At 65.6% G+C, this 26487-nt stretch carries 24 protein-coding genes; 13 read left to right on the plus strand and 11 right to left on the minus strand.

Annotation, left to right across the window (positions count from 1 at the left end):
• The first annotated feature begins 57 nt into the window (after nucleotides 1-57).
• The gene (locus KA712_13800; GenBank protein ID MCG5054032.1) at nucleotides 58-606 is read left to right on the plus strand and encodes a hypothetical protein; all 549 of its coding nucleotides are present in this window, start codon (nucleotides 58-60) and stop codon (nucleotides 604-606) included.
• Nucleotides 607-616: 10 nt separating this feature from the next.
• The gene (locus KA712_13805) at nucleotides 617-1705 is read left to right on the plus strand and encodes a DegT/DnrJ/EryC1/StrS family aminotransferase (GenBank protein MCG5054033.1); all 1089 of its coding nucleotides are present in this window, start codon (nucleotides 617-619) and stop codon (nucleotides 1703-1705) included.
• A gap of 164 nt (nucleotides 1706-1869) precedes the next feature.
• Here the strand turns inward: KA712_13805 and mutM are convergent, their stop codons facing one another.
• The 5 genes from mutM to KA712_13830 form a co-directional block, all read right to left on the minus strand.
• On the minus strand, nucleotides 1870-2697 hold the full coding sequence (gene mutM, locus KA712_13810) for a bifunctional DNA-formamidopyrimidine glycosylase/DNA-(apurinic or apyrimidinic site) lyase (protein MCG5054034.1): 828 nt from the start codon (nucleotides 2695-2697) through the stop codon (nucleotides 1870-1872).
• Nucleotides 2690-3577: a 16S rRNA (adenine(1518)-N(6)/adenine(1519)-N(6))-dimethyltransferase RsmA gene (gene rsmA / locus KA712_13815; protein ID MCG5054035.1), complete on the minus strand. Its 888-nt coding sequence runs from the start codon at nucleotides 3575-3577 to the stop codon at nucleotides 2690-2692. Before rsmA ends, mutM begins: the two co-directional genes overlap by 8 nt.
• A 10-nt stretch (nucleotides 3578-3587) precedes the next feature.
• Entirely contained in the window at nucleotides 3588-4601 is a 1014-nt protein-coding gene (tsaD, locus tag KA712_13820; GenBank protein MCG5054036.1) for a tRNA (adenosine(37)-N6)-threonylcarbamoyltransferase complex transferase subunit TsaD, read from the minus strand.
• Between the two features lie 50 nt (nucleotides 4602-4651).
• Nucleotides 4652-7804 (minus strand): response regulator, encoded by a 3153-nt coding sequence (locus KA712_13825; GenBank protein MCG5054037.1) that lies wholly within the window; start codon nucleotides 7802-7804, stop codon nucleotides 4652-4654.
• An 83-nt stretch (nucleotides 7805-7887) separates the two neighbouring features.
• Nucleotides 7888-8916 carry a phosphotransferase gene (locus tag KA712_13830; GenBank protein MCG5054038.1) on the minus strand — a complete coding sequence of 343 codons (1029 nt, stop codon included), beginning with the start codon at nucleotides 8914-8916 and terminating at the stop codon, nucleotides 7888-7890.
• A gap of 26 nt (nucleotides 8917-8942) precedes the next feature.
• Here KA712_13830 and rsmG point away from each other — a divergent pair, with 26 nt between their 5' ends.
• From rsmG to bioD, 3 genes are all read left to right on the plus strand, one after another.
• The gene (gene rsmG, locus KA712_13835) at nucleotides 8943-9605 is read left to right on the plus strand and encodes a 16S rRNA (guanine(527)-N(7))-methyltransferase RsmG (GenBank protein MCG5054039.1); all 663 of its coding nucleotides are present in this window, start codon (nucleotides 8943-8945) and stop codon (nucleotides 9603-9605) included.
• Between the two features lie 174 nt (nucleotides 9606-9779).
• Complete coding sequence (locus KA712_13840; protein MCG5054040.1) at nucleotides 9780-10952, plus strand: 8-amino-7-oxononanoate synthase; 1173 nt, start codon at nucleotides 9780-9782, stop codon at nucleotides 10950-10952.
• 75 nt (nucleotides 10953-11027) lie between these two features.
• Complete coding sequence (gene bioD / locus KA712_13845; GenBank protein MCG5054041.1) at nucleotides 11028-11789, plus strand: dethiobiotin synthase; 762 nt, start codon at nucleotides 11028-11030, stop codon at nucleotides 11787-11789.
• 22 nt (nucleotides 11790-11811) lie between these two features.
• Here the strand turns inward: bioD and KA712_13850 are convergent, their stop codons facing one another.
• On the minus strand, nucleotides 11812-12312 hold the full coding sequence (locus KA712_13850; protein MCG5054042.1) for a KH domain-containing protein: 501 nt from the start codon (nucleotides 12310-12312) through the stop codon (nucleotides 11812-11814).
• Nucleotides 12313-12340: 28 nt separating this feature from the next.
• Nucleotides 12341-12652 (minus strand): hypothetical protein, encoded by a 312-nt coding sequence (locus KA712_13855; protein ID MCG5054043.1) that lies wholly within the window; start codon nucleotides 12650-12652, stop codon nucleotides 12341-12343.
• A 127-nt stretch (nucleotides 12653-12779) separates the two neighbouring features.
• Between KA712_13855 and KA712_13860 the strand changes: the two genes are divergently transcribed.
• Both KA712_13860 and KA712_13865 read left to right on the plus strand, forming a co-directional pair.
• Complete coding sequence (locus KA712_13860; protein MCG5054044.1) at nucleotides 12780-14297, plus strand: leucyl aminopeptidase; 1518 nt, start codon at nucleotides 12780-12782, stop codon at nucleotides 14295-14297.
• Nucleotides 14298-14574: 277 nt separating this feature from the next.
• Nucleotides 14575-15066, plus strand: a complete 492-nt coding sequence (locus KA712_13865) for a CarD family transcriptional regulator (protein ID MCG5054045.1) — start codon at nucleotides 14575-14577, stop codon at nucleotides 15064-15066.
• A gap of 162 nt (nucleotides 15067-15228) precedes the next feature.
• Here KA712_13865 and gyrB read toward each other — a convergent pair whose 3' ends face one another.
• The 4 genes from gyrB to dnaA form a co-directional block, all read right to left on the minus strand.
• A complete protein-coding gene (gyrB, locus tag KA712_13870; GenBank protein ID MCG5054046.1) occupies nucleotides 15229-17682 on the minus strand; it encodes a DNA topoisomerase (ATP-hydrolyzing) subunit B in 2454 nt (817 codons plus the stop codon).
• Between the two features lie 186 nt (nucleotides 17683-17868).
• On the minus strand, nucleotides 17869-18972 hold the full coding sequence (gene recF, locus KA712_13875; GenBank protein ID MCG5054047.1) for a DNA replication and repair protein RecF: 1104 nt from the start codon (nucleotides 18970-18972) through the stop codon (nucleotides 17869-17871).
• A 51-nt stretch (nucleotides 18973-19023) separates the two neighbouring features.
• The gene (gene dnaN, locus KA712_13880) at nucleotides 19024-20127 is read right to left on the minus strand and encodes a DNA polymerase III subunit beta (protein ID MCG5054048.1); all 1104 of its coding nucleotides are present in this window, start codon (nucleotides 20125-20127) and stop codon (nucleotides 19024-19026) included.
• Nucleotides 20128-20498: 371 nt separating this feature from the next.
• A complete protein-coding gene (gene dnaA, locus KA712_13885) occupies nucleotides 20499-21890 on the minus strand; it encodes a chromosomal replication initiator protein DnaA (protein ID MCG5054049.1) in 1392 nt (463 codons plus the stop codon).
• Between the two features lie 770 nt (nucleotides 21891-22660).
• Between dnaA and rpmH the strand changes: the two genes are divergently transcribed.
• The 6 genes from rpmH (at nucleotide 22661) to trmB (ending at nucleotide 26481) form a co-directional block, all read left to right on the plus strand.
• Nucleotides 22661-22810 (plus strand): 50S ribosomal protein L34, encoded by a 150-nt coding sequence (rpmH, locus tag KA712_13890; protein ID MCG5054050.1) that lies wholly within the window; start codon nucleotides 22661-22663, stop codon nucleotides 22808-22810.
• A gap of 130 nt (nucleotides 22811-22940) precedes the next feature.
• Nucleotides 22941-23264 (plus strand): ribonuclease P protein component, encoded by a 324-nt coding sequence (gene rnpA, locus KA712_13895; GenBank protein ID MCG5054051.1) that lies wholly within the window; start codon nucleotides 22941-22943, stop codon nucleotides 23262-23264.
• Nucleotides 23261-23584 carry a membrane protein insertion efficiency factor YidD gene (yidD, locus tag KA712_13900; GenBank protein MCG5054052.1) on the plus strand — a complete coding sequence of 108 codons (324 nt, stop codon included), beginning with the start codon at nucleotides 23261-23263 and terminating at the stop codon, nucleotides 23582-23584. Before rnpA ends, yidD begins: the two co-directional genes overlap by 4 nt.
• 6 nt (nucleotides 23585-23590) lie before the next feature.
• The gene (gene yidC / locus KA712_13905) at nucleotides 23591-25306 is read left to right on the plus strand and encodes a membrane protein insertase YidC (GenBank protein ID MCG5054053.1); all 1716 of its coding nucleotides are present in this window, start codon (nucleotides 23591-23593) and stop codon (nucleotides 25304-25306) included.
• 191 nt (nucleotides 25307-25497) lie between these two features.
• Nucleotides 25498-25752 (plus strand): hypothetical protein, encoded by a 255-nt coding sequence (locus KA712_13910; protein ID MCG5054054.1) that lies wholly within the window; start codon nucleotides 25498-25500, stop codon nucleotides 25750-25752.
• A 105-nt stretch (nucleotides 25753-25857) separates the two neighbouring features.
• Nucleotides 25858-26481: a tRNA (guanosine(46)-N7)-methyltransferase TrmB gene (trmB, locus tag KA712_13915; protein ID MCG5054055.1), complete on the plus strand. Its 624-nt coding sequence runs from the start codon at nucleotides 25858-25860 to the stop codon at nucleotides 26479-26481.
• Nucleotides 26482-26487 lie beyond the last annotated feature (6 nt).

Consider the following 26487-nt stretch of genomic DNA (forward strand, 5'->3'; position numbering starts at 1 on the left):
GGGTAGGGCGGGGCAGGATTTCTCCAACCTGCGCCCCGGCGTTATGATGGAGGCTCGATGCCGCTCCGTCTCGCCCACGTGCGCCGATTGGCCACCCTCGCGGTGCTCGCGGCCAGCGCGGGCTGCATCGAGCAGCCCCTCGCCTCGAACGATGCGGGCCTCGAAGCCGACACCGCGCCGAAGCGCGACGCCGCGCCCCCGCCCCCCGTGACCCTCGTGCCCACCACACGCGCGGCGCTCGCCACCTTTCTCGAGGAGGGCCAGTACCGGGCGTTTGCTGCCGAGTCACGCGTGCACGCGTCCGAGGGGCCGCACGGTCTCGTCCTCACCTTCATGAACCCCATTCTCTTCGACTCTCTTGCCGCAGGAAATCGCACGCATCCGCGCGGGGCTGCGGCGGTCAAGGAGATCTACAAGGGTGGGCAGACCCTCGCGGGCTGGTCGGTGATGGTGAAGGTCGCCTCCGAGAGCCTTGGGGGTGACGGCTACTTTTGGTTCGAGGCGGTGGAAGGCCGCTTGACGGCGGAAGGCACGGGCGATCCCTTGTGTGCTCAGTGCCATCAGGTGGGTAACGATTTCATCCTTTCGCGCTTCCCTCTGCGGTGAACCCTCGGATATGAGTCCCCCACGCCCCCCCGTCACGGTTCCGATCACGCGGCCCGCGTTCGATGAAGCGGAAGCCGAGGCCGTGGCCCACGTGATCAGGTCGGGATGGATCATGCAAGGCCCCGTCGTGGAGCGGTTCGAGCAGTGCCTGGCCGATTACCTCGGCGCGCCCCACGTGATCGCCGTAGCCAACGGCACCTCCGCGCTCGAGCTCGCGCTGCGGGCCCTTCACATTGGGCCGGGTGATGAGGTCGTGACCGTGAGCCATAGCTTCATTGCCACGGCCAACGCCATCCTCGCCGTCGGCGCCACACCCGTGTTCGTGGACATCGAACCCGAAGGGCTCGGTATGGATCCCGCAGCGGCGGCGGCAGCACTTTCGCCCCGCACACGGGCCCTTCTGTGCGTTCATCAGCTCGGCTTCGCCTGTGAGATGGGCGGGCTCTTGCAGCTGGCCGCGCGTGCGGGCATTCCGCTCGTCGAGGATGCGGCCTGCGCCCTTGGCAGCGAAGTGCTGTCCCCCACGGGGAGTGAATGGCACAAGCTCGGCCGTCCCCATGGCGTGATGGCATGCTTTTCGTTTCATCCCCGCAAGGTGATCACCACGGGAGAGGGAGGGGCCATCACCACCCGTGACGTTGCGCTCGCCGGCCGCGTGCGGGCGTTGCGCCAGCACGCACTGGGAACCGTGCCGGTGCCCCGCGCGAACGAGGGGCACGATGGCTTCACGATACCCGCCTTCAACGCCCGCATGACGGACATGGCGGCTGCGCTCGGCGTCTGCCAGATGGCCAAGCTCGAGCGCCTGCTCGAAGCCCGGCGCGCCCAAGCCGCTTCACTCACCGCCGCGCTCGCGACCCATCCCCTGCTCGCACCCGCACCCGTGCGAGCGTTCGAACGGCCGAACTGGCAAAGCTATCCCGCACGCCTGCGAGACCCCGAGAGCGTCACGGGCCAAGCCGTCATCGAAGCCCTCGCACAGAGGGGCGTGGCGGCCCGCGGCGGGCTCACGAACGCACATCGCGAGCCCGCCTACACGACCGCCGCCGCGGGGCGCTGGCGCGCGCTGCCCGCTGCCGGTCTCCGAGCGCGTACGTAAGGAAGTCATCATGCTGCCCCTCTTTGCCGGCATGACGGACTCAGAGCGAGACGCCCTTCACGAGGCACTGTCGGTGCTGCCCACACTCGTCACGAACGCCTGAGGTGCTGATGCGTTCGCGCCCCAGGCACGAAGGGGCCGAGACGCGGCCTCGTCCGGTCACGTCAGCGCTTCTGGCAGCCCGCACAGAAGAAGGTCGAGCGTCCCGCGTCCACCCGCCTGCGGATGAGCGCCCCGCAACGCACACAAGGCTCTCCCGCGCGCCCGTAGACCTGCAAGCTGTGTTGGTTGCCACCCGCGTGCCCGGCACCATCCACGTAATCGCGCAGCGTTGTGCCTCGGTTCGCGATGCCCCGCTCGAGCACCTTGCGTATCGCCGCGAGCAAGGTCCCTGCGTGTCGGCGTGCGCTTCGCGCGGGTTTTCGTGGATGCAGCGACGCTTCGAAGAGCGCCTCGCACACGTAGATGTTGCCCAGCCCTGCCACCTTGCGCTGGTCGAGCAGAAACGACTTGAGCGGCGCACGGCTACCCACGAGCGCGGCGGCGAGCCGTTCTTCGTCGAGCTCGTCGAGCGGCTCGGGTCCCATCTCCGCCAGTTCCGGAAAGCCCTCGCGGGTGCTGGCCACCTTGACCAAGCCGAAGCGGCGCGGATCGATGAAGCGAAGCTCCTCGCCGCCTGCGAGCGTGAGCGCTACGTGCGTGTGGGGGGGACGCAGCGTAGGGGCCTTGGCCACGACGAGCCGTCCACTCATCCCCAGATGAACGAGGACCACGTGCGGGCTTGCACCCTCTACATCGAGCAGCAGGTATTTGCCCCGCCGTGCCACGCCGTGGATGCAGGAGCCAACGAGCGCATGGACCAGGGCCGCGGCATCGACGGCGCGTTGCAGGTGCAGGGGAAAGCCACTCGTCCACACGGCCTCGATCCGCCGTTGCTTCAACACGGGGTCCAGGGAACGAACGACCGTCTCGACCTCGGGCAATTCAGGCATCGGCGTCGTCGAGGGTCTCGGCGTGGGGCGCGTCGTGCGCGCGCGCGCCACGCTCCCACAGGGCGTTCGTCAGCGCGCCGAACTCGGCCACCGACAATGTCTCTGCACGACGCGTGGGTTCGATGGCGCTGGCCTCGAAGGACGCCGTGAGGCGCTCCGCACCAAACGCTTCGAGTGCCCGGCGCAGCATCTTGCGGCGGGTGCTGAAGGCTTGCCGAACGACCGCCGCAAAGAGGGCGTCGTCGTGCACGGCGGCCCAGGGCACCGCCCGCGGCACCAGCGCAAACACCGTGGAGGTCACCTGCGGTTGAGGGACGAACGCATGGGGAGGCACACGAAACAAGGCCTTCACCTCGGCCAGCTGTTGCACCATCACCGAGAGCCGTCCGTACACCTTCGACCCGGGCGGCGCCGCGAGCCGATCCGCCACTTCCTTTTGCACCATGAACACCGCGTGGTTCACCACCGCACCGCCACCTGCCTGCGCGAGCACGTGGAAGAGAATCGGGGTGGTGATCTGATAGGGCAGGTTCCCCACCACACGAAGAGGACGCCCCGCCTCCTGGGCTGCCGCCCGAAAGTCGAAGTCGAGCGCCGAGATGAACGATACGGTGACTTTCTGGGTATCAACGAACACGTGTTCGAGCACGCGGATCATGTCCGGATCACGATCGAGCGCGATCACACGGCCCGCCCGTTCGGCCAGACCCATCGTCAAGGCCCCCAGCCCCGCGCCGATCTCCACCACGGTGTCGTCAGGGCCTGCGTGGGCCGCTTGCACGATGCGGCTCTTCGCATGGCCATCCACGAGGAAGTTTTGACCCCAGCTCTTCTTCGGCTGTAGGCCAAAGCGATCGAGTAGCTCGCGCGTGCTGCCCAACCTCGGATCCTCAGGTGAGGGGAAGCCCCGGATCGACACTGAGATCCAGAGGGGCCACGATGCCGGCCCTGAGCAGGCGCGTGCCCGCCGCGGCGATCATGGCGGCGTTGTCCGTGCAGTAGCAAACCGGGGGGATGTGCAACCGGAAGCCGTCCTGGCGCGCGGCGATCTCGAGGGCGGCGCGCAAGCCCCGGTTCGCCGCCACCCCGCCACAAACGAGCAGGTCCGAAAGCCCTTCCTGCACGAGAGCCCGGCGTGCTTTTCGCACCAGCACGTCGATCACCGCCGCCTGAAAGCTGGCGCAGACGTCCGCCAGGGCCTGGCCCTCCGGCATGGGACCTCGGGCCAGAAATGTGGCCACGGAGGTCTTCAATCCGGAAAAAGAGAATGCCAGATCGTCGCGGCCTGGCAAAGCACGGGGAAACGCATGGCGCTGCGGATCCCCGGCCGCCGCGAGCTCGTCGATGCGCACCCCGCCCGGGTAGCCGAGACCCAAAAGCTTGGCTGTTTTGTCGAACGCCTCGCCGGCCGCATCGTCGCGTGTGGCGCCGAGGAGCGTGCACCCCGCGTCCGTCACCCGCACGAGGGCCGTGTGCCCTCCCGAGACCAGCAAGGCCACGTGGGGCCCGCGGGGGCCGGGCTGTGCCTCGCCCTCGTGCGCGAGGTAGGCAGCCGCCATGTGCCCCGCGTGGTGATGAACGCCCACCACGGGTTTTTGGAGAGCGTAGCCCAGCGCCTTGGCCGTCTCGACACCCACCAGCAAGGCGCCCACGAGCCCCGGCCCATGGGTCACCGCGATCCCGTCCAGGTCCGCCCACTGCACCCCCGCGCGGGCCAGCGCCTGCTGGATCGTGGGAACCACCGTTTCGAGGTGATGCCGGGACGCCACCTCGGGGACCACGCCTCCGTAAAGCGCATGCACCGCCACCTGAGACGCCACGACGTTGGCGTGCACCACACGCCCGTCGGCCACGACAGCGGCCGCCGTTTCGTCACACGAGCTTTCGAGACCAAGAACCAGCACGGCGAGGGGCGCTCGACAGCGCGAGCCCACTCTAGCAGGCAGCGTGCGCGTTAGAGGTTCTGTACGATCACCCGGAGATCCCGCGCGTAGCGGCCGTTCGGCTCGAGCTCCAGGTACCGGCGGTAAGCGGCCCGGGCGCCGTCTTTGTTGCCCCCCTCTTGCTCCACCTCGCCGATGAACACGTAGGCGTCCGCGATCTTCGGATCGGCCGCCACCGCCTTGCGGGCCCAGCGCAGCGCAGCCCCGCTGTGGCCCCGGTCTAGCTCGGCGTGGGCCAGCATCACCATCAAGCGCGCATCGTCAGGGCGCAGCGAAAGGGCTTTGCGGCAGGCCGTCATGATGGGCTTGTACCTCTCGCGCCCGTACGCCTTCCTGCAGGCCTCGAGAGCCGCTTCGGTCTCGGAAACCGACGAAGCTTCGGGCGCAACCATCGCCGTGGGCGAGCCCTCCGTCGGCGCGTTGTCCACGGCCGGTTTGTCGCGCACCGCCGGGGCTTTGGAGGGTGCCACGGGCGGCGCACCGGCCCCGGCCAGCGCGGGGGCCGCTTCGGGCGCCGCAGACGGGCGCTCCGCGACGGGATCGGGAAGCTCGACTGCCGGCAAGGTTTCGGTGGACGCGGCTTCGGTGGGCCCGGGCTCTTGCTGCGACGCGGGCGGGCGCGCGCCCGGGGTCGCCATGAGCGGTTCCACCTTCCAGTTTCGGTACACCACGAAGCCCACCACAGCTCCCACCAACATCGCTGCGACCACGAGCGGCATCGCCCGGCGTTGCCGATAGGGCTCATCCCCCAGATCGAGATCGGCAGCGTCCTTGCGGGCCGATCCCGAGCGACGTGGCAACGTGGCGCTCAGATCGGCAGCAGACGATCCCGCCGGGGGAGGCGGTGGAGGCGTGGGCCGGGGCTCGGGCACGGCCGGGGGCTCGGGCTCGAGCAAGGCAGTGCCCTCCACGGCAGAGGGCGACTCCGGAAAGGGTTCGGCTTCAGCGGTGAGGGCCTTCGGGTCGTCTCCGTCGAGGTTCGCCAGCGCGGAAAGCACCGGCGTCAGATCTTCGTGAGCCTCTCGTCCCTGAAGATCCGGCAGCTCATCGGCAGGCGGGGCGGCTGACACCACGGCATCCTCGTCCTTGTCGTCCCGCGCCTCTTCTTCCTCGTGCCCTGCTTGCCCTTCCCCTTCCTCCGCGGATTCCTCCGCGCCCGCGCGGTCACCCGCGACCAAGGCCTCGTCGCCCTCGCCGAGCGCGGCCGAGGACTCGGACTCGCCCTCTTCGAGCGGTTGAGAACCGAGCGCCACGGGAGAGGGCGTCTTGTCGGGATCTGCCTCGAAAGAGGGCGGCTCGGGCAGAGGAGACGGCACGAGCACGGGCGCAAACCCGTGCAGGGTACGACCCGTAGGCGCCCCAAGCAGGTCGGGCAGATCGTCTGCCACGGCCGCCATGCCGGGGTTCGTGCCGCCAGGGCGGGGCTCGGGCTCAGGGGGCTCCTCCTCATCCGCCGCCGCGAGGCCCATGAGGCTCAAGAGATCCTCGGACTGCCCGAGCTCGGGGGCGGCCGCTTCCACACCGCCCTCGTCCCACGCAGGAGCATCGGTCTTCGCGTCCTCCCTCTCGGTCTCGTAGGCGGCGGCCTCTGCAGAGCGGTCGTCCTGCTCTTCCTCCCCGTCACCGTGCGCGCTGACGGGTGCCTCCGCGCGAGCCTCCTCAGCTTCGAGAGCGACCGGGTCTCCCGCGTCGGTGCTGTCTTCGTCACGCGCGTCGGTGCTGTCTTCGTCACGCGCGTCGGTGCTGTCTTCGTCACGCGCGTCGGTGCTGTCTTCGTCACGCGCGTCGGTGTTGTCCTCGTCACGCGCGTCGGTGTTGTCCTCGTCACGCGTGTCAGTGCTGTCTTCGTTACCCGCGTCGGTGCTGTCCTCGTCACGCGCGTCGGTGTTGTCCTCGTCACGCGTGTCAGTGCTGTCCTCGTCACGCGTGTCGGTGTTGTCTTCGTCACGCGTGTCGGTGCTGTCCTCGTCGCCCGCTTCAGGGGTGTCGGCGCTTTCGCCCTCCTCGGCGTGTTCGTCCACGGTGGGGGACGGCTCGGGTTCGCTTGGCGCATCCGCCGCCTCCCGCTCGGCCGGACCTGCCACCTCTGGCTCCGCGGCCTCCGCGACAGGGGGCGGCGTGCGCTCACGCGCCCAAGGTGACTCGGAAAGCCACCTCTCCAAGCGGCCCAGGCGCGTCTGGCGGGGCTCGGCCTCGGGTCGTGGTTCGCCACGGGCCTCGCCGATCACCTTGTCGTCGCGCAGGCGGCACACGATCGCAAGCGCCTCGAGGTCGGAGAAGTCGCCGTCTTCGATGACCTGTAGCAACGAACGACGTCCGTCGAAGAGGCGAAGCAATGCGTTGACCTCATCCGGGATGTCCGCAAGCCGCTCGGCAAGCGCTTGGTAGTCGACCTCGAAGACGGTCTCGAGCGGAGGCAAGGTCTCGAGCAAACGGGCCCACTCGTCGAGCCGCCTCATGCCCTCGACGAGCATCGCTTGAGCCGAAAGTTCGATCACGTCGCGACGTCGAATGTTCTTGAACTCGACCTCGAAGCTTCCGTCGGTCCAAGCGAACAAGCGGTAAACCGCCTCGACCCCGGTCTGGCGCCCCGCTTCGGCGTCGATGACACGGCCCTCGCGAAAGTAGATGTCCGCTCGACGCCCATCGGCGTTCGTGACGTGCACGATGCCGCTCTTCCGGTTCACCTCGATCGTCTGGACCAGGTCCACGACACCGATGTCCGCAAGCTCCCCGGCAAAGCGGGTGCGCGTGTCGCGCCTCGATTCCAGCCGCTCGCGCTCGCGGCGCTGCAGAAGCATACGAACCCGCGTGGTGAGCTCTTTGATGTAGACCGGCTTGATGAGGTAGTCCTCGACGCCGATCTCGAGGCCGCGAATCTTGTCTTCGATGGCCTTACGGCTCGACACGAAGATGAAGGGGATGCGGGCCCACTCCGCGCTTTCCTTGATTCGCCGACACAACTCGAAGCCGTCCATCTCCGGCATGTGCGTGTCGGAGATGACGAGATCAATCGGGTGCTCAGCCAGGCGGGCGAGGGCCTCGGCGCCGCTGGGGGCCGTCAGCACGTCGTAGCCAGCCTTCTTCAGACTGACGTCCAAAACCCGGAGGCTCTGGGGATCGGCGTCCACCAACAACAGACTCTGTCGTGCCCCCACAGTCATGCCGCGTTCGTCTCGGCCTCCGATTGTATCCGGGGGCTCGTGGGGCCGCAAAGTTGGGCCGGCGATTGTGAGGCCCGCCGGTGTCAGCGCAGCTCGGGGAGATATCGCCCCAGGAGTGCGTGAAGGTCGGCCCACGCGGGCAGGGACGCAAGAGCGTTTCGCACGTATTCGAGCGTAAGTGGAATTGCAGAGAGAAAGCCGGGATTCCCCCGCTTTCGATCGATGAAGACAAATCGCCCCGCGTCCTTGAGCTTTCTTTGCAGGGTCTGCAGGTGAAAGAGGTGGCGGGTAGCGGCGGCGGACTCGCCCGTCAACTCGGAGAATTCATCAATGAATTCATTAACTTCCGAAGTTGGAAGCGAGAGGTACGAGTCGCGAAGCAAGGCCACGAGGTCATACACCCGGGGTCCGAGCAGGGCGTCTTGAAAGTCGATCACACGGATCTCGGGCCCCGTCGTTCCTTCCAGCACCATGAGGTTGCGGCTCTGAAAATCGCGGTGGACGAGCACCGCGGGACTCTCTGCCAGAGTCTGGGCGAGGGTATCGAAGTGCGCATCCAGCTGGGCCCGATCTTCGGGTGGAAGCACCACCCCGCGTCCCTCCTCCAGGAGCCACTCGCGAAAGTGGTCGAGTTCCCAGCGCAAGAGCGCAAAGTCGAAGCGGCGGCCGAAGGCCAGGCACGCGGGGTCGGGCCGTGCGGCACCAAGCACCTGGAGGCGGGTGATGAGGGCAATGGCCTGCCTGTAGAGAGCCTGCCGATGGCCCGCCGAAGGTGCCTCCGCCACGGCCCGCTCCAAGGTGAGGTCCCCCAGGTCCTCGAGGGCGATCAGGCCCTGGGCCAGGGCCGAGCGATAAATGCGTGGCACCGGGTAAGCCCCGCGTTCGAGGTAGTGGTGCAGGTTCAAAAACGGGTACTGCGCCTCGGGCACCTTTGTGTCGTCTGCGGGAAGCTCCATGACGACACAGCTTGCGGGCCGGCCGGTCGTGCTCACGCGATGGTAGCGTCTCGTCGAGGCCTGTCCCGCCAAGGTGGCCACCGTGCCGTCAGTCCCTCCCGCGAAGGTGTGGACGAATCCCAGAATGTCTTTTGCACCGGTCAAGGCGGCTTCCATCGCGTTCGGCCCACTATACTGGCGACGTGCCAGCCAACAAAGTTTCGCAGCGGGAGCCCAGGCAGGCCTCGTTCGCCAGCCTGCTCGACGGCCTCTTGCCGGGTCTTGCGCTCCGTGGCCAGGGCCCCTCCGCGGCTCAGATCGGGGCCCTGGAGGCGTTTGCGCGATTGATGCTGGACTGGAACAAGAGCCTCAACCTGACGGGCGCACGCGGGGTCGAGGATCTGGTCGAGGACCATCTGGGCGACCCGCTGGTGGCGGCGGAAGAGGTCGCACAGGGCGCTCGCGTGATGGATGTGGGAGCCGGAGGTGGCCTTCCGGGCCTCGCCCTCGCCATCTTGCGTCCTGACCTGAGGCTGGTGCTGATCGAGCCCCGGGCCAAGAGGGTCGCCTTCCTGCGCACCGCAACAAGGGAACTGGGCTTGAAGGGCGTCGAGGTGTTTGGCGGGAGGGTCGAGCAGTTCGAGCCCAGCGGCCGTCCCTCTGTTGCCATCTCCCGCGCCACGTTCCCGCCGGAACTCTGGGTCCCGATGGGGAAGTCACTCGTGGCGCCGGACCCCGCGAGCCGCGTTTTTGCCTTTTTGGGCGACAGGGAGGCCCCCGACACTTTACCGAGCCCACTGTCGACGCGGTCGTACAGGCTCCCCAAGGGGCAGACCCGGGTGCTACTGGGGTTCGGCGCCCCGTAGATGGGGCTCAACCGTTCGTTTCACGTGGAACGGCGGGCGCCTGGCAAGTGTTCCACGTGGAACGATTTCCCCCACCGGGGCCTCATCCCGACGGGGACTTCGGAAAACGTTCCACGTGAAACCTCCAAGCCGAGACCCCATGTTCCCCTGCCGCCAGTGTATCTTCCCCCGGACATGAGCAGCCCCCTCGACACCGTGCTCGAACAGGAACTCGCGGCGATCGCAGGCCGAAACCGCCGCCGCTCCTGCCCCGAGATCTCGGGGCCCTCGAGGTCCTACCCCTGCGTCGAGGGCCAACCCGTCGTTTCCTTCTCCTCGAACGATTACCTTGGCCTCTGCAGCCACCCGGCGGTCGTCGACGCCGCGGCCCAGGCCGCCCGCCGCGGCGGTGTGGGCGCCGGTGCCTCCCGTCTGGTCTCGGGCGACCACCCCGAACACCGCACCCTCGAGGCGAGCTTGTCCGCCCATCTCGGCACCGAGGCCGCTCTGGTCTTTCCCTCTGGCTACCAGGCTAACCTCGGCCTCATCGGCGCCCTCGCAGGCCCCGATGACCTCATCCTCTCCGACAGTCTGAACCACGCCAGCCTCATTGATGGCTGCCGACTCAGCCGTGCTCGCGTGGTCGTCTACCGCCATGCCGACCCCAAAGCCGCCGCAACCTGCTTGCAGACCGCCCGCGACGAACACACCCGGCTCCCTCGGCGCATTTTCCTCGTCACAGAGTCCGTCTTCAGCATGGACGGCGACCTCGCGCCCCTTCCGGAGCTCAACGCGCTCTGCCAGGCCGAGGGCGTGCACCTGCTGGTCGACGAAGCACATGCCCTGGGCGTGCTCGGCCCCGGAGGCCGGGGTGTCGCGGCCGCCCAGGGAATCACCCCCGCCGCGCTCGTGGGAACTTTGGGCAAAGCGTTTGGGGCCAGTGGGGGCTTCGTTGCAGGAAGCCGAACCCTGCGCCAACTCCTCGTGAACCGCGCCCGCACCTTCATCTTCGCCACCGGACTTCCTCCCATCCTGGCCGCCGCCGCCCGGGCCGCCCTCGATGTCATCACCTCCTCCGAGGGGGACACGTTGCGGCAGGCCCTCCACGCCCGCATCGCCCAGCTACAGACCCTGCTCGACCGCCAGGTCCCGGCAACACCCATCCTGCCCCTGATTCTCGGCAGCGAGGGAGCCGCCCTCACGGCCTCTTCGCAGCTTCGCGCGCGCGGTCTCTTCGTCCAGGCCATCCGTCCCCCCACGGTTCCCGAGGGTACCTCCCGCCTCCGCATCACCCTCTCCGCCGCCCACCGACCCGAGGACATCGACGCCCTCGGCATTGCCCTGCGCGCCGAGGCTCTGCTCTCCTGAGCCCCAGCCGCGCGGCCCCGGCTCCGCGACCGGCCGGGTCCTTGCCCGCCGGCCCCCGCTTGTCATTCTGCCTCCATGCCCCCCAACACCCCGACTCCTCTGCGCTTCCCTGGTTCTCGCCGGGGGCTCATCGTCGTGGGCACCGACACGGGCGTTGGAAAAACCACCGTATCTCGAGGCCTGCTGCGCCTGGCCGCCCGTCGCGGCGACGCCTTCGTCCCCGCAAAACCCACCGAATCCGGCGTTCCCCTCGGCGGCTTGCCCCCGGACGCCAGCGCCCTCCTGAACGCCAGCGGGCAGGCCAGCCTCTCCGTTTCCGACGTCTGCCCCTTTCCCCTTACCCTTCCGGTGACCCCCTACGTGGCCGCCCAAGCGGCGGGCCTAGCCCTCCGGCTCGACCAGCTCCTGGCCGCCTGCGAGACCCTCGCCCGCAGGGGCGCTCCCCTCCTGGTGGAAACCGCGGGCGGCCTGCTCAGCCCCCTCACAGCCCGCGAGACCAACGCCGACCTCGCGGCCGGGCTGGGGCTACCGATCCTGCTCGTGGCACGAAACGCCCTCGGCACCATCAATCACACGGCGTTGGCCGTCGCGGAGCTGCGGCGGCGCCAGCTTCCGCTGCGCGGGGTCATCCTGTGTGACACCCAGGCTGACGGGCCTGACGCGCCCACCAACCAGCCCTGCATCGAGACGCTCTGCGGGCCCGTCGTGCTCGGACGCCTGCCCCATCTACCTGCCGGCACCGATGACGCGTTGGCAGACGCTTTGGCCTCACAGCCCGCCGTCGTCGCCCTTATCGAGGCTCCGCAGGGCGACCCGAGCCTGCCCAAGCCCACCTAGCAGGCCAGCTCGAGAGCTCTTTTCAATCCAACGCGGGCGCGCCCGACCGCTTCCCGTTCGTGGGGAACACCACCACGCGTCGGGCAGGGCCTTCGCCCTCGGACTCGGTGCGGACACTCTCGTCGTCCGCCAGGGCGTTGTGCACGATCCGCCGATCGTGGGGACTCATGGGCTCGGCCGCCACGGGACGCCCGGAGCGCACCGCCTTCTCTGCCAGCTTCTTCGCCAGATCGGACAGGGAGTCTTCTCGACGACCCCGGTACCCTTCCGCATCAACGACGACGGAAGGGCCCGTGCCGGGCTTCTTGAACACGATCCGGTTCACGAGGTACTGGAGCGCGTCCAGCGTCGCGCCCTTTTTCCCAATGATTATGCCAGATTCCGGTCCATGGGCGTCCAGGATCACACGCTCGCCGTCGTCGAACGCGCTCACTTCCGCCTCCATCCCCATGCGTTCGAGAATCTCACGCAGAACGCGCGCGGCTTCTTCCCTTTGCTCCGCCAATCCGGTGTTCGTGCTCATCAGAGGGTCCTTTCCGTAACCACATCGCTCACAGCGTGAAGGTCGCCACCGGTTTAGGCAGCGGAGGCGGCGGCCCGCGATCGGGATCCTCGGCCGCCTCACCCTTGTCGCTCCGCTTATCCTTTTTCGGGCCCTTGTCCTTTGGGCCCCGGTCTGACCGCTCCGGCTTGTCACCCTTGCGCGTCTTCCCTGGCTCCGCAGCGGCAAACTGGGCGCCACCCGCCGACGGCCCGACGGCCTCGTCAGCGATGAATTCATCGAGACGCGCGCGGCTCTCGGCGCTTGCCTTCGCTGCGGGACTCGCGCCTACACCCGCCATCTTCGACTCCGGTTTCACCATGGGCTCTCGGCCTGGGGTCCCAGAAACTACGGGACCTTCCGCCATGCTGTCAACTTGGAAGCCTTTGATTCTGACCGCTTGGCCTCGCTTCCTTGCTCCCTCCGAGACCCACGGGTACCTTTGCCTGGTGCCTCTGAATCTCACGACGTCCACCCTTCCCTGGTCCGAACACGAGGCCGACTGCCTCGCCCTGGTCTGCGACGAAAGCGCGTTCCTCGCATCCCCTGCCATCGGTCTCGTGGCCGAGATTGATGAGGCCCTCGGCGGCGCCCTGCTCTCGCTCGCGGCGTCCGAACGCTTCAAAGGCAAAAAAAATCAAACCCTGACCTTCCCGACCTTCGGCCGCCTGCGCGCCCAGCGCCTCGTTTTGTTGGGGGTCGGACCCGCCGCGGACCTCACCCCAAACGATCTGCGGCCTGCCGCCGCCCGCGCCGTGCGCGCCGCCAACGGGTTCGGTGCCCACGCGGTCTCTCTCTTGCTGCCTTCCGGGCTGCAGACCCAGGAGCACGCCGCCGCGTCCGTGCAAGCGGCCGCCGAGGGTGCCTGGCTCGGCACCTACCGCTTCGACAAGTACCTCTCCGAGGACAAACGCACGCCCGTCACCGTCACGGACGTCCAGATCGCCCTGCCAGCCACCCCGGTCGACGCCGATCTCGCACCCGCGCTCGCGCGGGGCCGGAACACCGCTCTCGCCATCTGCCAGGCCCGCGACCTCGTCAACGAACCCGCCGTGGCGATGACGCCCACGCTTTTGGCTGCGGCTGCCGACGCCCTGGCCAAAGACTGCGGCCTCAGCATCAAGGTGCTCGGCCCCGAGGCGTGTCGAGACGAGAACATGGGCCTCTTCCTGGCCGTCGCGCAGGGCAGCGACGAACCCCCGCGATTCGTCCATCTGGCCTACACGCCGCCCCAACCCAAAAAGCGCGTCGTCATCGTGGGCAAAGGTGTCACCTTCGATTCGGGTGGCCTGTCGCTCAAGCCCAACGACGGCATGCTCGACATGAAGGTCGACATGGCAGGCGCGGCTGCCGTGATCGCAGCCATCGGGGCCGTCGCCCGCGAGAAGCTGCCCATCGAGGTTCACGCGCTCGCCGCCTGCACCGAGAACATGCCCTCGGGCAGCGCCTATCGCCTGGGCGACGTGCTGCGCTCCAAAGCCGGCAAGACCGTGGAAATCAACAACACGGACGCTGAAGGGCGTCTCACCCTTGCCGACGCGATCACCTACGGCCTTGCGCTCGAGCCCGACCAGCTGTTCGACTTCGCCACGCTCACCGGTGCCTGCATGGTAGCCCTGGGGCCGCACATCGCAGGCGTCATGACAAACGACGAGGGGCTCGGGCAAGACTGGCTCGCCGCGGCCCGCCAGGCCGGGGAAGAGATGTGGCGGCTTCCCCTGCCCGAACGTCTCAACGACATGTTGCGCTCCGAGATCGCCGACATGAAGAACACGGGCGAACGCTGGGGTGGAGCCCTCACCGCCGGCTTGTTCCTGAAGAGCTTCGTCGGCAACACCCCTTGGGTTCACGTGGACATCGCGGGTCCCGCCACAGCAGACAAAGAAGCGGGACACGTGTCGAAAGGTGGAACCGGCTTCGCCGTGGCCACGATTCTTGCGCACCTCCGTCGTCTGGCCGCAGCGTAAACGTTCGCGTACGGATCACGCTTCGGTGATCGAAACGACAGCCCGCCTCCGTCATCGCGAGGCGGTTGACGTTTTTTGCCCTCATGACGCCTTTGCCGGGTCCAAACTTGAGGAATGGCCGATCAACAGAAAAAACCCCAGCAACTTCAATTAGCTTGACGGTGCAAGGGTTTAGTGGTCTTTCTAGCTTGCCCTGTGTGTGCCCTCGTGGTAGATTCCGGCCGCCTCGAAGCTAGGGCAAGAGGCAAATCCACTCAATCTTAGGAGTGTCTTCTCTATGGAGCCGAACTTTCAGGTGGGCGATTTGGCAGTCTATCCGGCTCACGGCGTTGCCGAAGTCATGGGCATCGAGACGCGTGAGATCGCTTCATCGAAGCAGACCTTTTACATCCTCAAGATTCTCGACAACGGGATGAAAGTGATGATTCCCACGCGTAACGCAAGCGCCGTGGGGCTGCGCGAGCTGATTCGCGAAGACGAAGTGGAAGAGGTTTTCGAGATCCTCAAGAGCCGTGAGATCGCCGTGGAAGGGCAGACATGGAACCGGCGCTACCGTGAGTACATGGAGAAGATCAAAACGGGCTCGGTGTTCGAAATCGCCGAGGTTCTGCGAGATCTTCAGCGTCTCAAGTCCGACAAAGAGCTTTCGTTCGGTGAGCGCAAGATGCTCGACACCGCACGAACGCTTCTCGTCAAAGAGATCGCTGTCGCCACCAAGTCGAACGAAGTCAAAATCGAAGAGAAGTTGAACCACATCTTCTCCTGCTGATTCGCGCAAGCCACCGCTTGCTGAAAAACCCCGGAAGGCACGCGCCGACCGGGGTTTTGCTATTTTGCGGCCTTCTCCACGTGGGCCCGCTGCGCGCTCGATGCGAAAAGGGCCACACCCGCAACCTGTGCCGGCGTGGCCCTCGGAAAACCTACGCTTCGTTCAGATGTCCAGATTGCGCACGCTCAGCGCGTTGGCCGCAATGAACTCACGCCGCGGCTCGACCAGATCCCCCATCAGCGTCGAGAACAGCTTGTCCGACTCGAAAGCGTCTTCGACCCGCACTTGCAGCAACGTTCGCTTCGCGGGATCCATCGTGGTCTCCCAGAGCTGCTCGGGGTTCATTTCCCCCAGGCCCTTGTAGCGCTGGATCGCGAGCCCCTTTTTGCCCATCTCGCTCAGTTTGTCCCCGAGATCGTCGAGCCTCTCGAGGGGAAACTGCCCCGATTCACTCTCGAGCGCGTACGTGTCCTGCCCCACCGCCACGAGCTGCGCCCAGAGGCGACGGAGGTCCGCGTACTCGCCTTCGTCCAAGAGCACGTAGTCGAGCACCGTGTATTTCCGAACTCCGCCGGGCCTCACTGAGGACTCGATACGGAAAGCCCCGTGCTCCTCGTCGCTCGTGACAGAGAAAACCACGTCACTCAGCTCCGGCTCGTGCCGCGCAATGTAGGCCTTCATGGCCTCCACGGCTGCGTCTACCGCACTGCGATCCTTGAGCCCTTCGCGATCGAGCTGGGTCGCCTTGATGGCGGCGTTCACGATGCGGCTGTCCAACTTGCGATCCAGCAATCTCATGATGCGCCGGTAGTTGCTGGCAGCCCGTGCCAGTTTCACGAGCGCTTCACCCGAGGTCACCGTCGCGTCGCCACTGCGCAGCGAAATCCCCTCGACTGCGCCCTCGAGCAAATACTCCTCGAGCGCTTGCTCATTCTTCAAATACAGCTCGCGCTTCCCCTTCTTCACCCGGAAGAGCGGAGGCTGGGCGATGTACAGGTAGCCATGCTCGATGATCTCCGGGTAGTGCCGGTAGAAGAAGGTGAGCAGAAGCGTGCGGATGTGACTTCCGTCGACGTCTGCGTCCGTCATGATGATGATGCGGTGGTAACGAAGCTTCTCGATGAGCTTCTCTTTTTCGACACCGCACCCAAGCGCCGTGATCAGCGTGACGATCTCCTGCGAGGACAACATCTTGTCGAGACGCGCCTTTTCGACGTTCAAGATCTTGCCTCGCAGCGGCAACACCGCCTGATCCTTGCGGTTCCGGCCTTGCTTCGCGGAGCCGCCGGCGCTGTCACCCTCGACGATGTAAAGCTCCGAGTGCGCCGGATCGCGTTCCTGGCAATCCGCCAACTTTCCCGGAAGCGACGAGAAGTCGAGGGCGCCTTTGCGCTGCACGAGCTCCCGCGCCTTGCGAGCTGCATCACGGGCGCGCGCCGCAAGCACCGCCTTCTCGATGACGCTCTTGGCCTCTTTCGGATGCTCCTCGAAGAAGCGCGAGAGCCTCTCGTTCACGATCCGCTCGACGATGCCTTTGACCTCGGACGAAACTAGCTTGTCTTTCGGCTGGTTCGAGAACTTGGGATCGGGGTGCTTCACCGAAACCACCGCGGTGAGCCCCTCGGTGATGTCGTCGCCGCCCAGGCCCGCCTTCAAGTCCTTGAGCAGACCGTTTTCCTGGGCATAGGCGTTGACGGTGCGCGTGAGCGCCGTCTTGAAGCCCGTCAGGTGGGTTCCGCCATCCTTGTTCTTGATGTTGTTCGTGAAGCAAAACACGGCCGGCTGGTAGGAGTCGTTCCACTGGAGCGCGATCTCCACCACGGTGTCGTCCACTTGGCCCTCCACCATGATGGGGGCGTCGTGCACCGTAGTCTTCGACTTGTTCAGCTCCACGACGAACTCGGCGATCCCGCCGTCGAAGCGAAAGTCCTGGTTCTTGCCGCTGCGCTCGTCGCCGAGGGCGATGGTCAGCCCCTTGTTCAGGTAGGAAAGCTCGCGCAGCCGCTGCGAGAGGATCTCGAAGCTGAACTCGACCATCTTGAAGATGACGGGATCGGGCTTGAAAGTGATCTTCGTCCCCGTACGCGGGCTCTTCCCGATCGGCTTGAGCTCGGTGACCGGATCGCCCTGTTGGTACAACTGATGAAACGTCTGCCCGTCGCGGCGGATCTCCAGCTTCAGCCACTCGGAGAGGCCGTTGACCACCGAGACGCCCACGCCGTGAAGCCCCCCCGAGACCTTGTAGTTCGACTGATTGAACTTGCCGCCGGCGTGCAAGACGGTCATCACCACCTCGGCCGTGGGGCGCTTTTCCGTGGGGTGCTCGCCTACCGGGATGCCGCGGCCGTTGTCCTCGACGGAGACCGACCCGTCGAGGTGGATCTTCACGTCGATGCGATCGCAGTGACCCGCCAAAGATTCGTCGACCGAGTTGTCGACGACCTCGTAGACCATGTGGTGCAGGCCCGTGCCGTCGTCGGTGTCACCGATGTACATCCCGGGCCGCTTCCGAACGGCTTCGAGGCCCTTGAGAACCTGGATGCTGCCTTCGTTGTACTCGGAGCCCACAGGTACACGGGGCTCACTAGAGGACGCATTCTCCTCGGCTTCGCTCATGTCTCGTCACTCACCTCGAGGGGCGCGGGTCGGCGCCTTTTCGGCGCTGGCCTCGAGACCCTCGAAGGGCTGGCCAGCAGTCCGGACCATTCCGAAAAAACAAAGAATTTTTCAATATCTAGCACACTTTGGGGGCACACGGACAAGGAAAAGCGGAGGCGCGCCGGCGGGCGGCTCCGTGCCCCTTCATGCCTGCCCCGGAACCATCACCGAGCCGCCAACCAGCTGCACGTCTTGCCGCCCCGGCAACTGGGGTAGCAGATCGGGATCCGTCACCGTGATGAGAGATTGTCCCGGGAGGGCGGCGATTGTCTCGAAGAGCCGTCGGCGCCGCAAACCGTCGAGCTCGCTCGCCACGTCGTCGAGCAGCAGCATGGGCGGCTCTCCCAGCGCCTCCGTGAGCAGCTCCAGCTCGGCGAGCTTGAGGGCCAGAACCAAGGAGCGAAGCTGGCCCTGGGAACCGTGATCGCGCGCCAAATGCCCCTTGAGACCCAGCTCCAAGTCGTCCGTGTGGGGACCGTACCCCGTAAAGCCACGCCGCAGGTCCAGACTGCGACGCGCCCGCAGCCCGTCGGTGAGCGCCGCGACGAGATCCTCCTCGCTCGAAACCCCCCGTAGACTCTCGTGCCCGCGATAGGCCAAGGTCGCACCCAGGTCGGCGTGTATTTCAGAGAACACCCGCGCGAGGCGCGGTGCCAGCGCGTCCACCATCTTCCGACGCCGGCTCACCAAGCGCGCGCCCGCGGCTCCCAGTTGCAGGTCGTAGCTATCGAGGAGGTTCGGGTCACCGCCGAGCTTCAAGGCCGCATTGCGGCTCTTGAGCAGCTTTTGGTATACGGCTGCCTCGCGGTAGTAGGACCTGTCGGTCCCGAAAATGGCCAGGTCCACGAACCGCCTCCGCGCGGCGGGGGCTGCCTTCGGCAAGAGCAGATCCTCTGGCACGAAGAGCACGAGCCCAAAGGGTGCCAACGACGCGCTGTCTCGCCTGACACCCTTGCCGTCCAACTTGAAGCCCTTGCGCCCCGGCTGAAGCTCGGCCTCGAGCCGGCGGTGAAGGCCACCGCCCTCGACCTCGGCGACCAGCTTCAGCCCCGGCTCCTCCCAACCCAAAAGATCCGCCACGGCATTCGTCCGAAACGAACGAAAGGTCAACAGGAAGTAGACGGCCTCGAGCAGGTTGGTCTTGCCCTGGCCGTTTTCCCCCCAGACCACTGTCGCCCGGGGGCCCGGACAAAACACGGAGGGCCGCAGGTTTCGCCAGCCCCGCGCCCGCAGGACGTTCAGCTGCATGAAGGTTCCCAGGCTGACCCGGGGCCACTGCCCCTGGGCCCCGCCGTCAGCTCACAGGCGCATGGGCATGACCACGCCCAGGTAGTCACCGTTGTCCGAAGGGCGCACCACCGCCGGATCCAGCTCTCCCGCGAGCTCAAGCTGCACCTCGGGGCTGCCCATCTCTCCGAGCAGCTCGATGAAATACCGTGCGTTGAAGCCCACCTGAACGGGTTGACCCTTGTACTCCACCTCGATCCGCTCACGCGCGTTGCCCAGGTCGGGGCTGTCGGCCTCGATGGACAGCCACCCCTTGTCGAGCGACAAACGCACGCCCCAGGTCTTGTCAGAGGCCATGATGGCCACGCGCTTGAGGGCGTCGAGGAAGGCATCTCGGGATACGAAGACCTTTCGGTCATTTTCGGCCGGGATCACCTGTTGATAGGGGGGGAACTGGCTATCGGACAGCTTCACCGCCAAGCCGATCTCATCCGCCTTGACGATGAGCTGCCCGTCTTTCACGCCGAGGCCCACGGGCGCCTCGCGTCCTTCGACCACGCGGCGAAGCTCCAGCACGCCCTTGCGGGGAATCAGGATGCCCGACGCCAGCACAGGACCGCCTTCGAGCTTCCGCTCCACCTTCGAGAGGCGATGGCCGTCGGTCGAGACCATGCGCCCCACCTTCCCGTCGCATTCGAAAAGCACGCCAGCCAGGTGCTGCCGCGTTTCATCCGAGGACACGGAGAATATGGTCTTGCTGATCATCTCCGCGAGGGTGCGCGGATCGACATCGACCGTGGGCACCTCGGCGATCGATGGGAGCTTCGGAAAGTCTCGGTCCGCCATGCCGACGATCTTGAACTCAGCGCGGCCCGCCCGAATCTCGGCCCAGTTCTGCTCGGTTCGCCGCAGGTGAACCTCATCGCCTGAAAGCCCCTTGATGATGTCGTGGATCTGCTTGGCCCCGAGCGTGAGACCACCTTCTTGCTCGACCCGGGCGGGTAGATCCGCCACCAAGGTCACGTGCAGATCCGTCGCGGCGCAGATCAGGCGATCCTTGCCGTTCGTCTTGAAGAGGACGTTCGCCAGGATCGGTAAGGTGCTTTTTCGATCCGCGATGCCTGATGCCAGGTGCAGACCCTTGAGGAGTTGATTGCGGTCTATTTTGAAGTCCATCGGGACACCTCGTCCGGGGCGCCTACCCTACATGAAAATAAAAGAAATAGATCAGATCTGTAGAGGTCTTTAGTAGGGCCTGTGGGAACGTTGAAGAGCATGAGATAACTCGGGTTTTCCTGTGAAATGAGCTGGGGACGAAAGCTGGTCTCGCCGGGGATAAGCCCAAAAAGGCGCGCTGCGCGGCTTTATCCCATATCGCACAACAGGTTTGCCACACCTCCACCAACAGGGATGTCCACACGTTCATCCACAGGGGCGAAACCCCAAGCGCGCGTGGTGAAGGGGGATACAGCACCCCACAAACGAAAAAACCCCCGTGTGCACGGGGGTCTCCTGGCCAGATTCCTGGCCTGCTGGGGCAACGCGGCTCAGTCGTCGCGGAGGTGTGACTCGAGCGTGTTCACGATGCTGCGCTGGGCGGGATCCTCTTTGACCAGCCGTTCGATCTTCCTCACCGCGCTAATGACCGTGGAATGATCTTTGCCGCCGAAGCGTGAGCCGATTTCGGGGTAGCTCATCGACGTGAGCTTACGTGCCAGGTACATCGCCACGGCGCGGGGATGCGCCACGGCCCGGTGGCGCTTGGGGCCCTTGAGGTCGGCCAACTTGATGCTGAAATAGGTGGCCACCTCCCGCTGGACCGCCTCGATCGTGAGACCCACCGGGGAGCTCGCCACGATGTTCTTGAGCGCATCTTGCGCCAGCTCGAGGGTGAGCGGGCGGCTCTCGAACGAGGCGCGGGCGCTCACCCGCGCGAGGGCACCCTCGAGATCTCGGACGTTCGTCTTGATGGCTGTCCCGATGAAGAGAGCCACGTCGTCGGGAAGCTCGATCCGGTCGAGCTCCGCCTTGCGCTTGACGATGGCGACGCGGGTCTCCATGTCCGGCGTACCCACCTCCGCGATGAGTCCCCAGGTAAAGCGGCTTCGCAGCCGGTCTTCGAGCCCCGCGACCTCACTCGGGAGCTTGTCGCAGGTCATCACGATCTGCTTGTGGGCGTAGTGGAGCGCGTTGAAGGTGTGAAAGAACTCGTCCTGGGAGCTGTCCTTGTTGGACAGGAACTGGATGTCGTCGATGAGCAGAACGTCAGGGAACTCCCGGTAGCGGGCCCTGAACTCCTCCATCTGGCTGCCGCCGCCACCGCCTCGGTTCATGAGCGAGCTGATGAAGTCCGTGACGAAACGCTCACAGGTCACGAACACCACGTTCCACTCGGGGTGCTGACGGTAGATCTCGTGTCCAATCGCCTGCAGGAGGTGGGTTTTCCCCACGCCCACGCCACCGTAAATGAACAGCGGGTTGTACTTTTCCCCGGGCGACTCGGCGACGCTGAGCGCGGCGGAGTGGGCGAACCGGTTCGTGGGCCCCACGACGAACTTCTCGAAGGCGTAGCGCGTGAGCAGGTTGGGCGGCTTGGCCCGTGAGGGAAGTTCGACCGTGGGGCTCCGGGTGGCAACCGACGCGGGGGAGCCCTCGGGGGCAAGCCCGGCTGGACCCGTTTTCGGGGTGGCGGCGGCCGCATCCTCTTCGATGACGAACTCCACCGTGAAAGTCGTCTGCGTTCGGCCCTGGAGATCCTTCAATATGGACGGGAGGAAATGGTCCTCGAACCACTCCTTGTGGTACCGGTTCGGCGCCCTGAGCCGAATGCGCCCGTCCTCGATGGACACACACTCGATGGGCTTGAGCCACATGCTGCGATGCAGTGGCTTGACCATCGGCTCGATGGAACGGACGGCTTCTCCCCAAAGTTCGATCATGTTCTCCACAGGTCAGGGCGCAAGAATTCCATAATAGACACGGGAAATTACGACGGTCTTTCCCCAGTCTATCCACACGACGCACCCCCCTTGAGGGGCCCCCGGATGCCCGTCACGAAAAGCATGGTGACGAAACGGCCAGAGCCCGTTGGGCGCGTCGGGCGAGCACCTCTCTAGCAGAGCCTTTTCGAGCCCAGCAAGAGCGTCCAAACCCGAAGCCGTAAGGTGTCGGAGATCAGGGAGGTTTTTTTACAAGAAACTTTTTCTCACTTGCCGTCTTGACGAGCCGACGGCGTCCAAATCAACGCATAACTATTTGGAATTCCTTGCCTTTTCATCACGCCTCCGAACCCCGTGTCGGGCGCGTCGGCAAATCTCGGGACGATCGCTCACTCGTTCCCGCTAGGCCCCGTAACTTGGGACTTCGCGGGACCGGGGACCCTACGCATGCCGTTTTTCCGGGTGATCGCGGAACGGGAGCGTCACGAACCTGTCACAGCCCGCGAAAAACGAGGTGTTGGTGCCGTATCGTATTGTAACCATATGAAACTATTCACCTATCTGGGATGAGGCGCGGGGCGGTGAGGTAACCGGCCTCCTGCCCCGATCCAGAATGTGAACGAACGGCGTTTTTCGCCCCCAGGGCTCCTGGTGACCGCTGGGGCGTGCTTGTGGATAAGTGGGGCGATTCAGGGGGGCGTTTCGTTGACACCCTAACCGGCCAATGCTAGTTGTTCGCTCCCACTGCGGTTCGGAGCCGGAGGACAAGCGTGAAACGGACATATCAGCCCTCTCGAAAAAGCCGGAAACGAACTCACGGCTTTCGTAAACGAATGAAAACCAAAGCCGGTCGCGAGGTGATTCGTCGCCGTCGCCGTCGTGGGCGCAAGCAGCTCACGGTCTCCGTACCCAAGAAGTGACGGGCCCGCGGCCCTGCGCAGCCGCACGATACGGAGCGCAGGCCAGCCAGCCGGGGAATCGGGGGGGCTCATGTCTTTAGCCAAGGACCGTCACCCCAGGACCCGACCCCGGTCGGTACTGTCTCGCAACATGCGTGTCCGCAAGCGCACGGAGTTTATGGAACTTCAGGCGCAGGGCGAAAAAGCGAGCGGTAGGCATTTCACCGTACTCGGCGCCCCGGCGCCCGGTGGGGTGTGGCGCCTCGGCGTCACGGTGAGCCGCAAGGTCGGCAACGCCGTGACCCGCAACCGGGTCAAGCGGCGCATCCGTGAGAGCTTCCGGCGTCACGTGGTGGACCTACGAGCGCCCTGGCGGGTGGTCGTGATCGCGCGCCCTTCCGCTGCGGAGGCCGATTGGGAGGCCGTGTTCCGGGAGCTTGGCCATCTGCTTGCACGTTTCGGGAGGCGGCCATGACAAGCCCCTCGCCGAACCCTCCGCGCGAGCGGACCCCGCCTGCGCCCGGCCTGGTGGTCCGCGGCCTTGGGGGGATCCTTCGTCTTTACCAGCTTCTGCTGTCTCCCTGGCTCGGGCGTGCTTGCCGCTTCGAGCCCAGCTGCTCGGCATACGCCCGAGAAAGCATCGAAACCCATGGAGTCGGGCGGGGTATATGGTATGCCCTGCGGCGCCTGCTGCGCTGTCACCCGTTTTGCGCGGGGGGCTTCGACCCCGTTCCTCCCAGGGCTGCGCCACGACGTGCGGCGGGGGGGCAAGGATCCGGGGAGTCAAGCAGGTAGGTCGTCATGGAAAATCGTCGCAATCTGATCGTCGCCGTGGTCCTGTGCATTGGCATCTTGTTGGTGTGGGACCGTTTTTTTCTTCCCAAGTCGGCCCCGCCGCCAAGCCCTGCGCCTGTCGCCGGCGCGGGCACTGCGCGGAAGGCGGGCCCCGCGCCCGAAACGCAACCCAAAGAAGCCGCCCCCGCGCTGGCCCCCGGTGGCCGGGCCGAGCGAGGTCCCGAGCGGACCGTCAGCCTCGAGACACGTGACGCGCGCTACGTGTTCAGCACCTGGGGCGCTTCGGTCAAAGCGGTCTACCTGACCGGCCCCCAGTTTCGGGCCAAGACCGGTGACGGCAGGCCCAAAGGCAGCGCGCTCGAGATCGTGCGGGCCCCGACGGGTGACGCAGCTCCCTTCGTCATCGGTTTTCCGGAGTCCGGTTTCTCATGGCCCGACGACGTCGCCTGGCAGGTCGTGAGCCAGACACCGAATCAGGTACGGTTTGCCGCCGCGGCCGGGGGCGTCACCGTGACGAAGATCTTCAGCACGGTCCCCGAAAGCTACCAGCTGCGTCTCGACGTGGAGGTGCACAACCAGTCGGGCGGGTCCTTGGCGCCCCGCTTGTCTTTGACGATTCCCGGTCGGCAGGACCCCGACAAGAAGGGGGGCGGCATGTTCAGCTACGCCGTCGCCAGCGTCGAGGAGATGGTGTGCTTGGTCGACGACAGCATCGAACGACACGCCGTCGAAGGCCTTCGCGAGGACCCCATCAACAAATCGGGTGTGGTGAAATGGGTGGCAGCGGACGAGCGCTTTTTCACGATCGCGGCCGTCCCGCCCCAGCAAGACTTGGCTGACACGCGCACCTGCCGCCAGACGGCCTCGAGCGAAGAGGCGGGAGCGGTCACGGTGGTCCTAGGACCTCTGACCCTTGCGAACGGGGACCGCCACACCTATCCCTTTGCGCTCTTCACGGGACCGAAGTACCGCGATCTTCTCGCCGGGGTGGCTGCGTTTCCGATGGAGGGCGTGCAGGCCAAGGGTGGCCTCTCCGCCGCAGACGTCGAGCTCGACAGCAGCGTCAACGTGACCTTCGCCTTCATTTCGCGCCCCATGATGGCGACGCTGCGTGCGTTCCATGGTTTCACGCAGAACTGGGGGCTTGCCATCATCCTGCTCACCATTCTGGTGAAGCTCATCACCTTCTACCCCGCACACAAGGCACTGCTCTCGGGCAAGCGCATGGCGAAGCTTGCCCCGAAGGTGGCCGAACTGAAGGAGAAGTATGGTAACGACCGGGAGCGGCTCGGTCGCGAGACGATGGCCCTGTACAAGGCCCAAGGCGTCAACGTGCTTGGGGGGTGCTTGCCCTCCCTCATTCAGATGCCCATCTGGATCGCCCTCTACTCGACGCTGAGCTACTCGGTCGAGCTCTACCGCGCCTCCTTCGTAGGGTACATACACGACCTTTCTTCACCCGACCCGTACTACATCCTGCCCCTCGTCATGGGTGTCACGATGTTCGTGCAGATGCGGATGACCCCTGCCGGCACGGATCCGCAGCAACAGAAGATCATGTCGGTGATGATGCCCGTCATGTTCACCTTCTTTCAGATCTTCTTGCCTTCAGGCCTGGCTCTGTACGTTCTCACGAATTACACGCTGGGCATCGTTCACCAGGTGATCGTGAACCGGCTCGACAAACAAACCGCGAAGCTCCGACCGGCGAAGGCAAGCTAACCTGGCTCTCGGCCGTCCCCGGCCTTTGTCTCGTACGAGGGATCTCGAGGTTGCAGGCTTGAAACTTCTTCATGTCTGCGACGATCCTGAGTTTCGTCAAAGCGAGAGAGGCAGACGCATCCGGGGATGGAGTCCCGCGGGAGTTGTGATACGCTCTACCGGTCATTGGGCGTCTTGGATACGGGTGTTGAATGTCAGAACGGCTTTCGGATCTCGAAGAGAAGCTAAAGAGCTCGCGCAGCAAGCTCGAAGCGCTCGCTGAGCGCGCCGCTCAACTGCGCACGAAGCTCGAAGCTGACACCGCGCTGATCTCGTCCATGGAGAAACTGGCCGAGTTGGCCAAGCGCGCTCCGAACCCCGTTCTCCAGGACGACTATCACGAGGATGATGGCTACTACCTTTCGGACGGCTGGGAGATCGAGCTGGCCAACGAAGAAGGCAAGTAGCTAGGCAACTCGTTGGTATCGTGAGGGCAGGTCCCCGGCGCTTCAGTGCGGGACCGCAGGGGGCTGCACGAAAGGCGTACATCTGGCACACTGGCGCGCCTTCGCATGTCTTCTCGTCGCGTTCGCCAACACGTCAATCCTCTGCGCTCCGATCTTCTCTCGATAGACGACGTGCCGCGGGTCGAGGGGCCCCCGGGCGCGTCTTTAGAGGTCGAGCTCGGCTCGGCCGAGGCCCACTTTCTGATGGACCGGGCTGTCGAGACGCCCGACCGACACTACGTGGGGATCGAGATCCGGATAGAGATGGTGCACAAGGCGAACCGAGAAGCTGCGCACCGAGGCTTGGCCGGGAAGGTTCGCAGCGTCTTCGCGAACATCTCAGTGGACATGCCACGCCTGTTTGCTCCGCACAGCGTCTCTCGCTTCTTCGTAAACTTCCCCGACCCTTGGTTCAAGGAGCGCCAGCACAAACGGCGTGTGATCGACCCCTCTTTGGTCGACGACATGTTGGATGCCTTGGTGGACGGCGGCGAGATCTACGTGAACACCGACATCTTCGAGCTCGCGCTCGACGCCATGCAAGCCCTGGAGATGAACCCGGGCGTCCGCAATGTGCTGTCCCCTTGGACCTTTCTGCGACAGAGCGTGTTCAGCTCACGCTCTCGACGGGAAAGGCAATGTGAGCGGGACGGCACGAAGATCTGGCGGCTCGCGTACCGTCGCGCGTGAGCGTTC

The organism is Myxococcales bacterium (genome assembly GCA_022184915.1).
Taxonomy (GTDB): Bacteria; Myxococcota_A; Polyangia; order Fen-1088; family Fen-1088; genus JAGTJU01.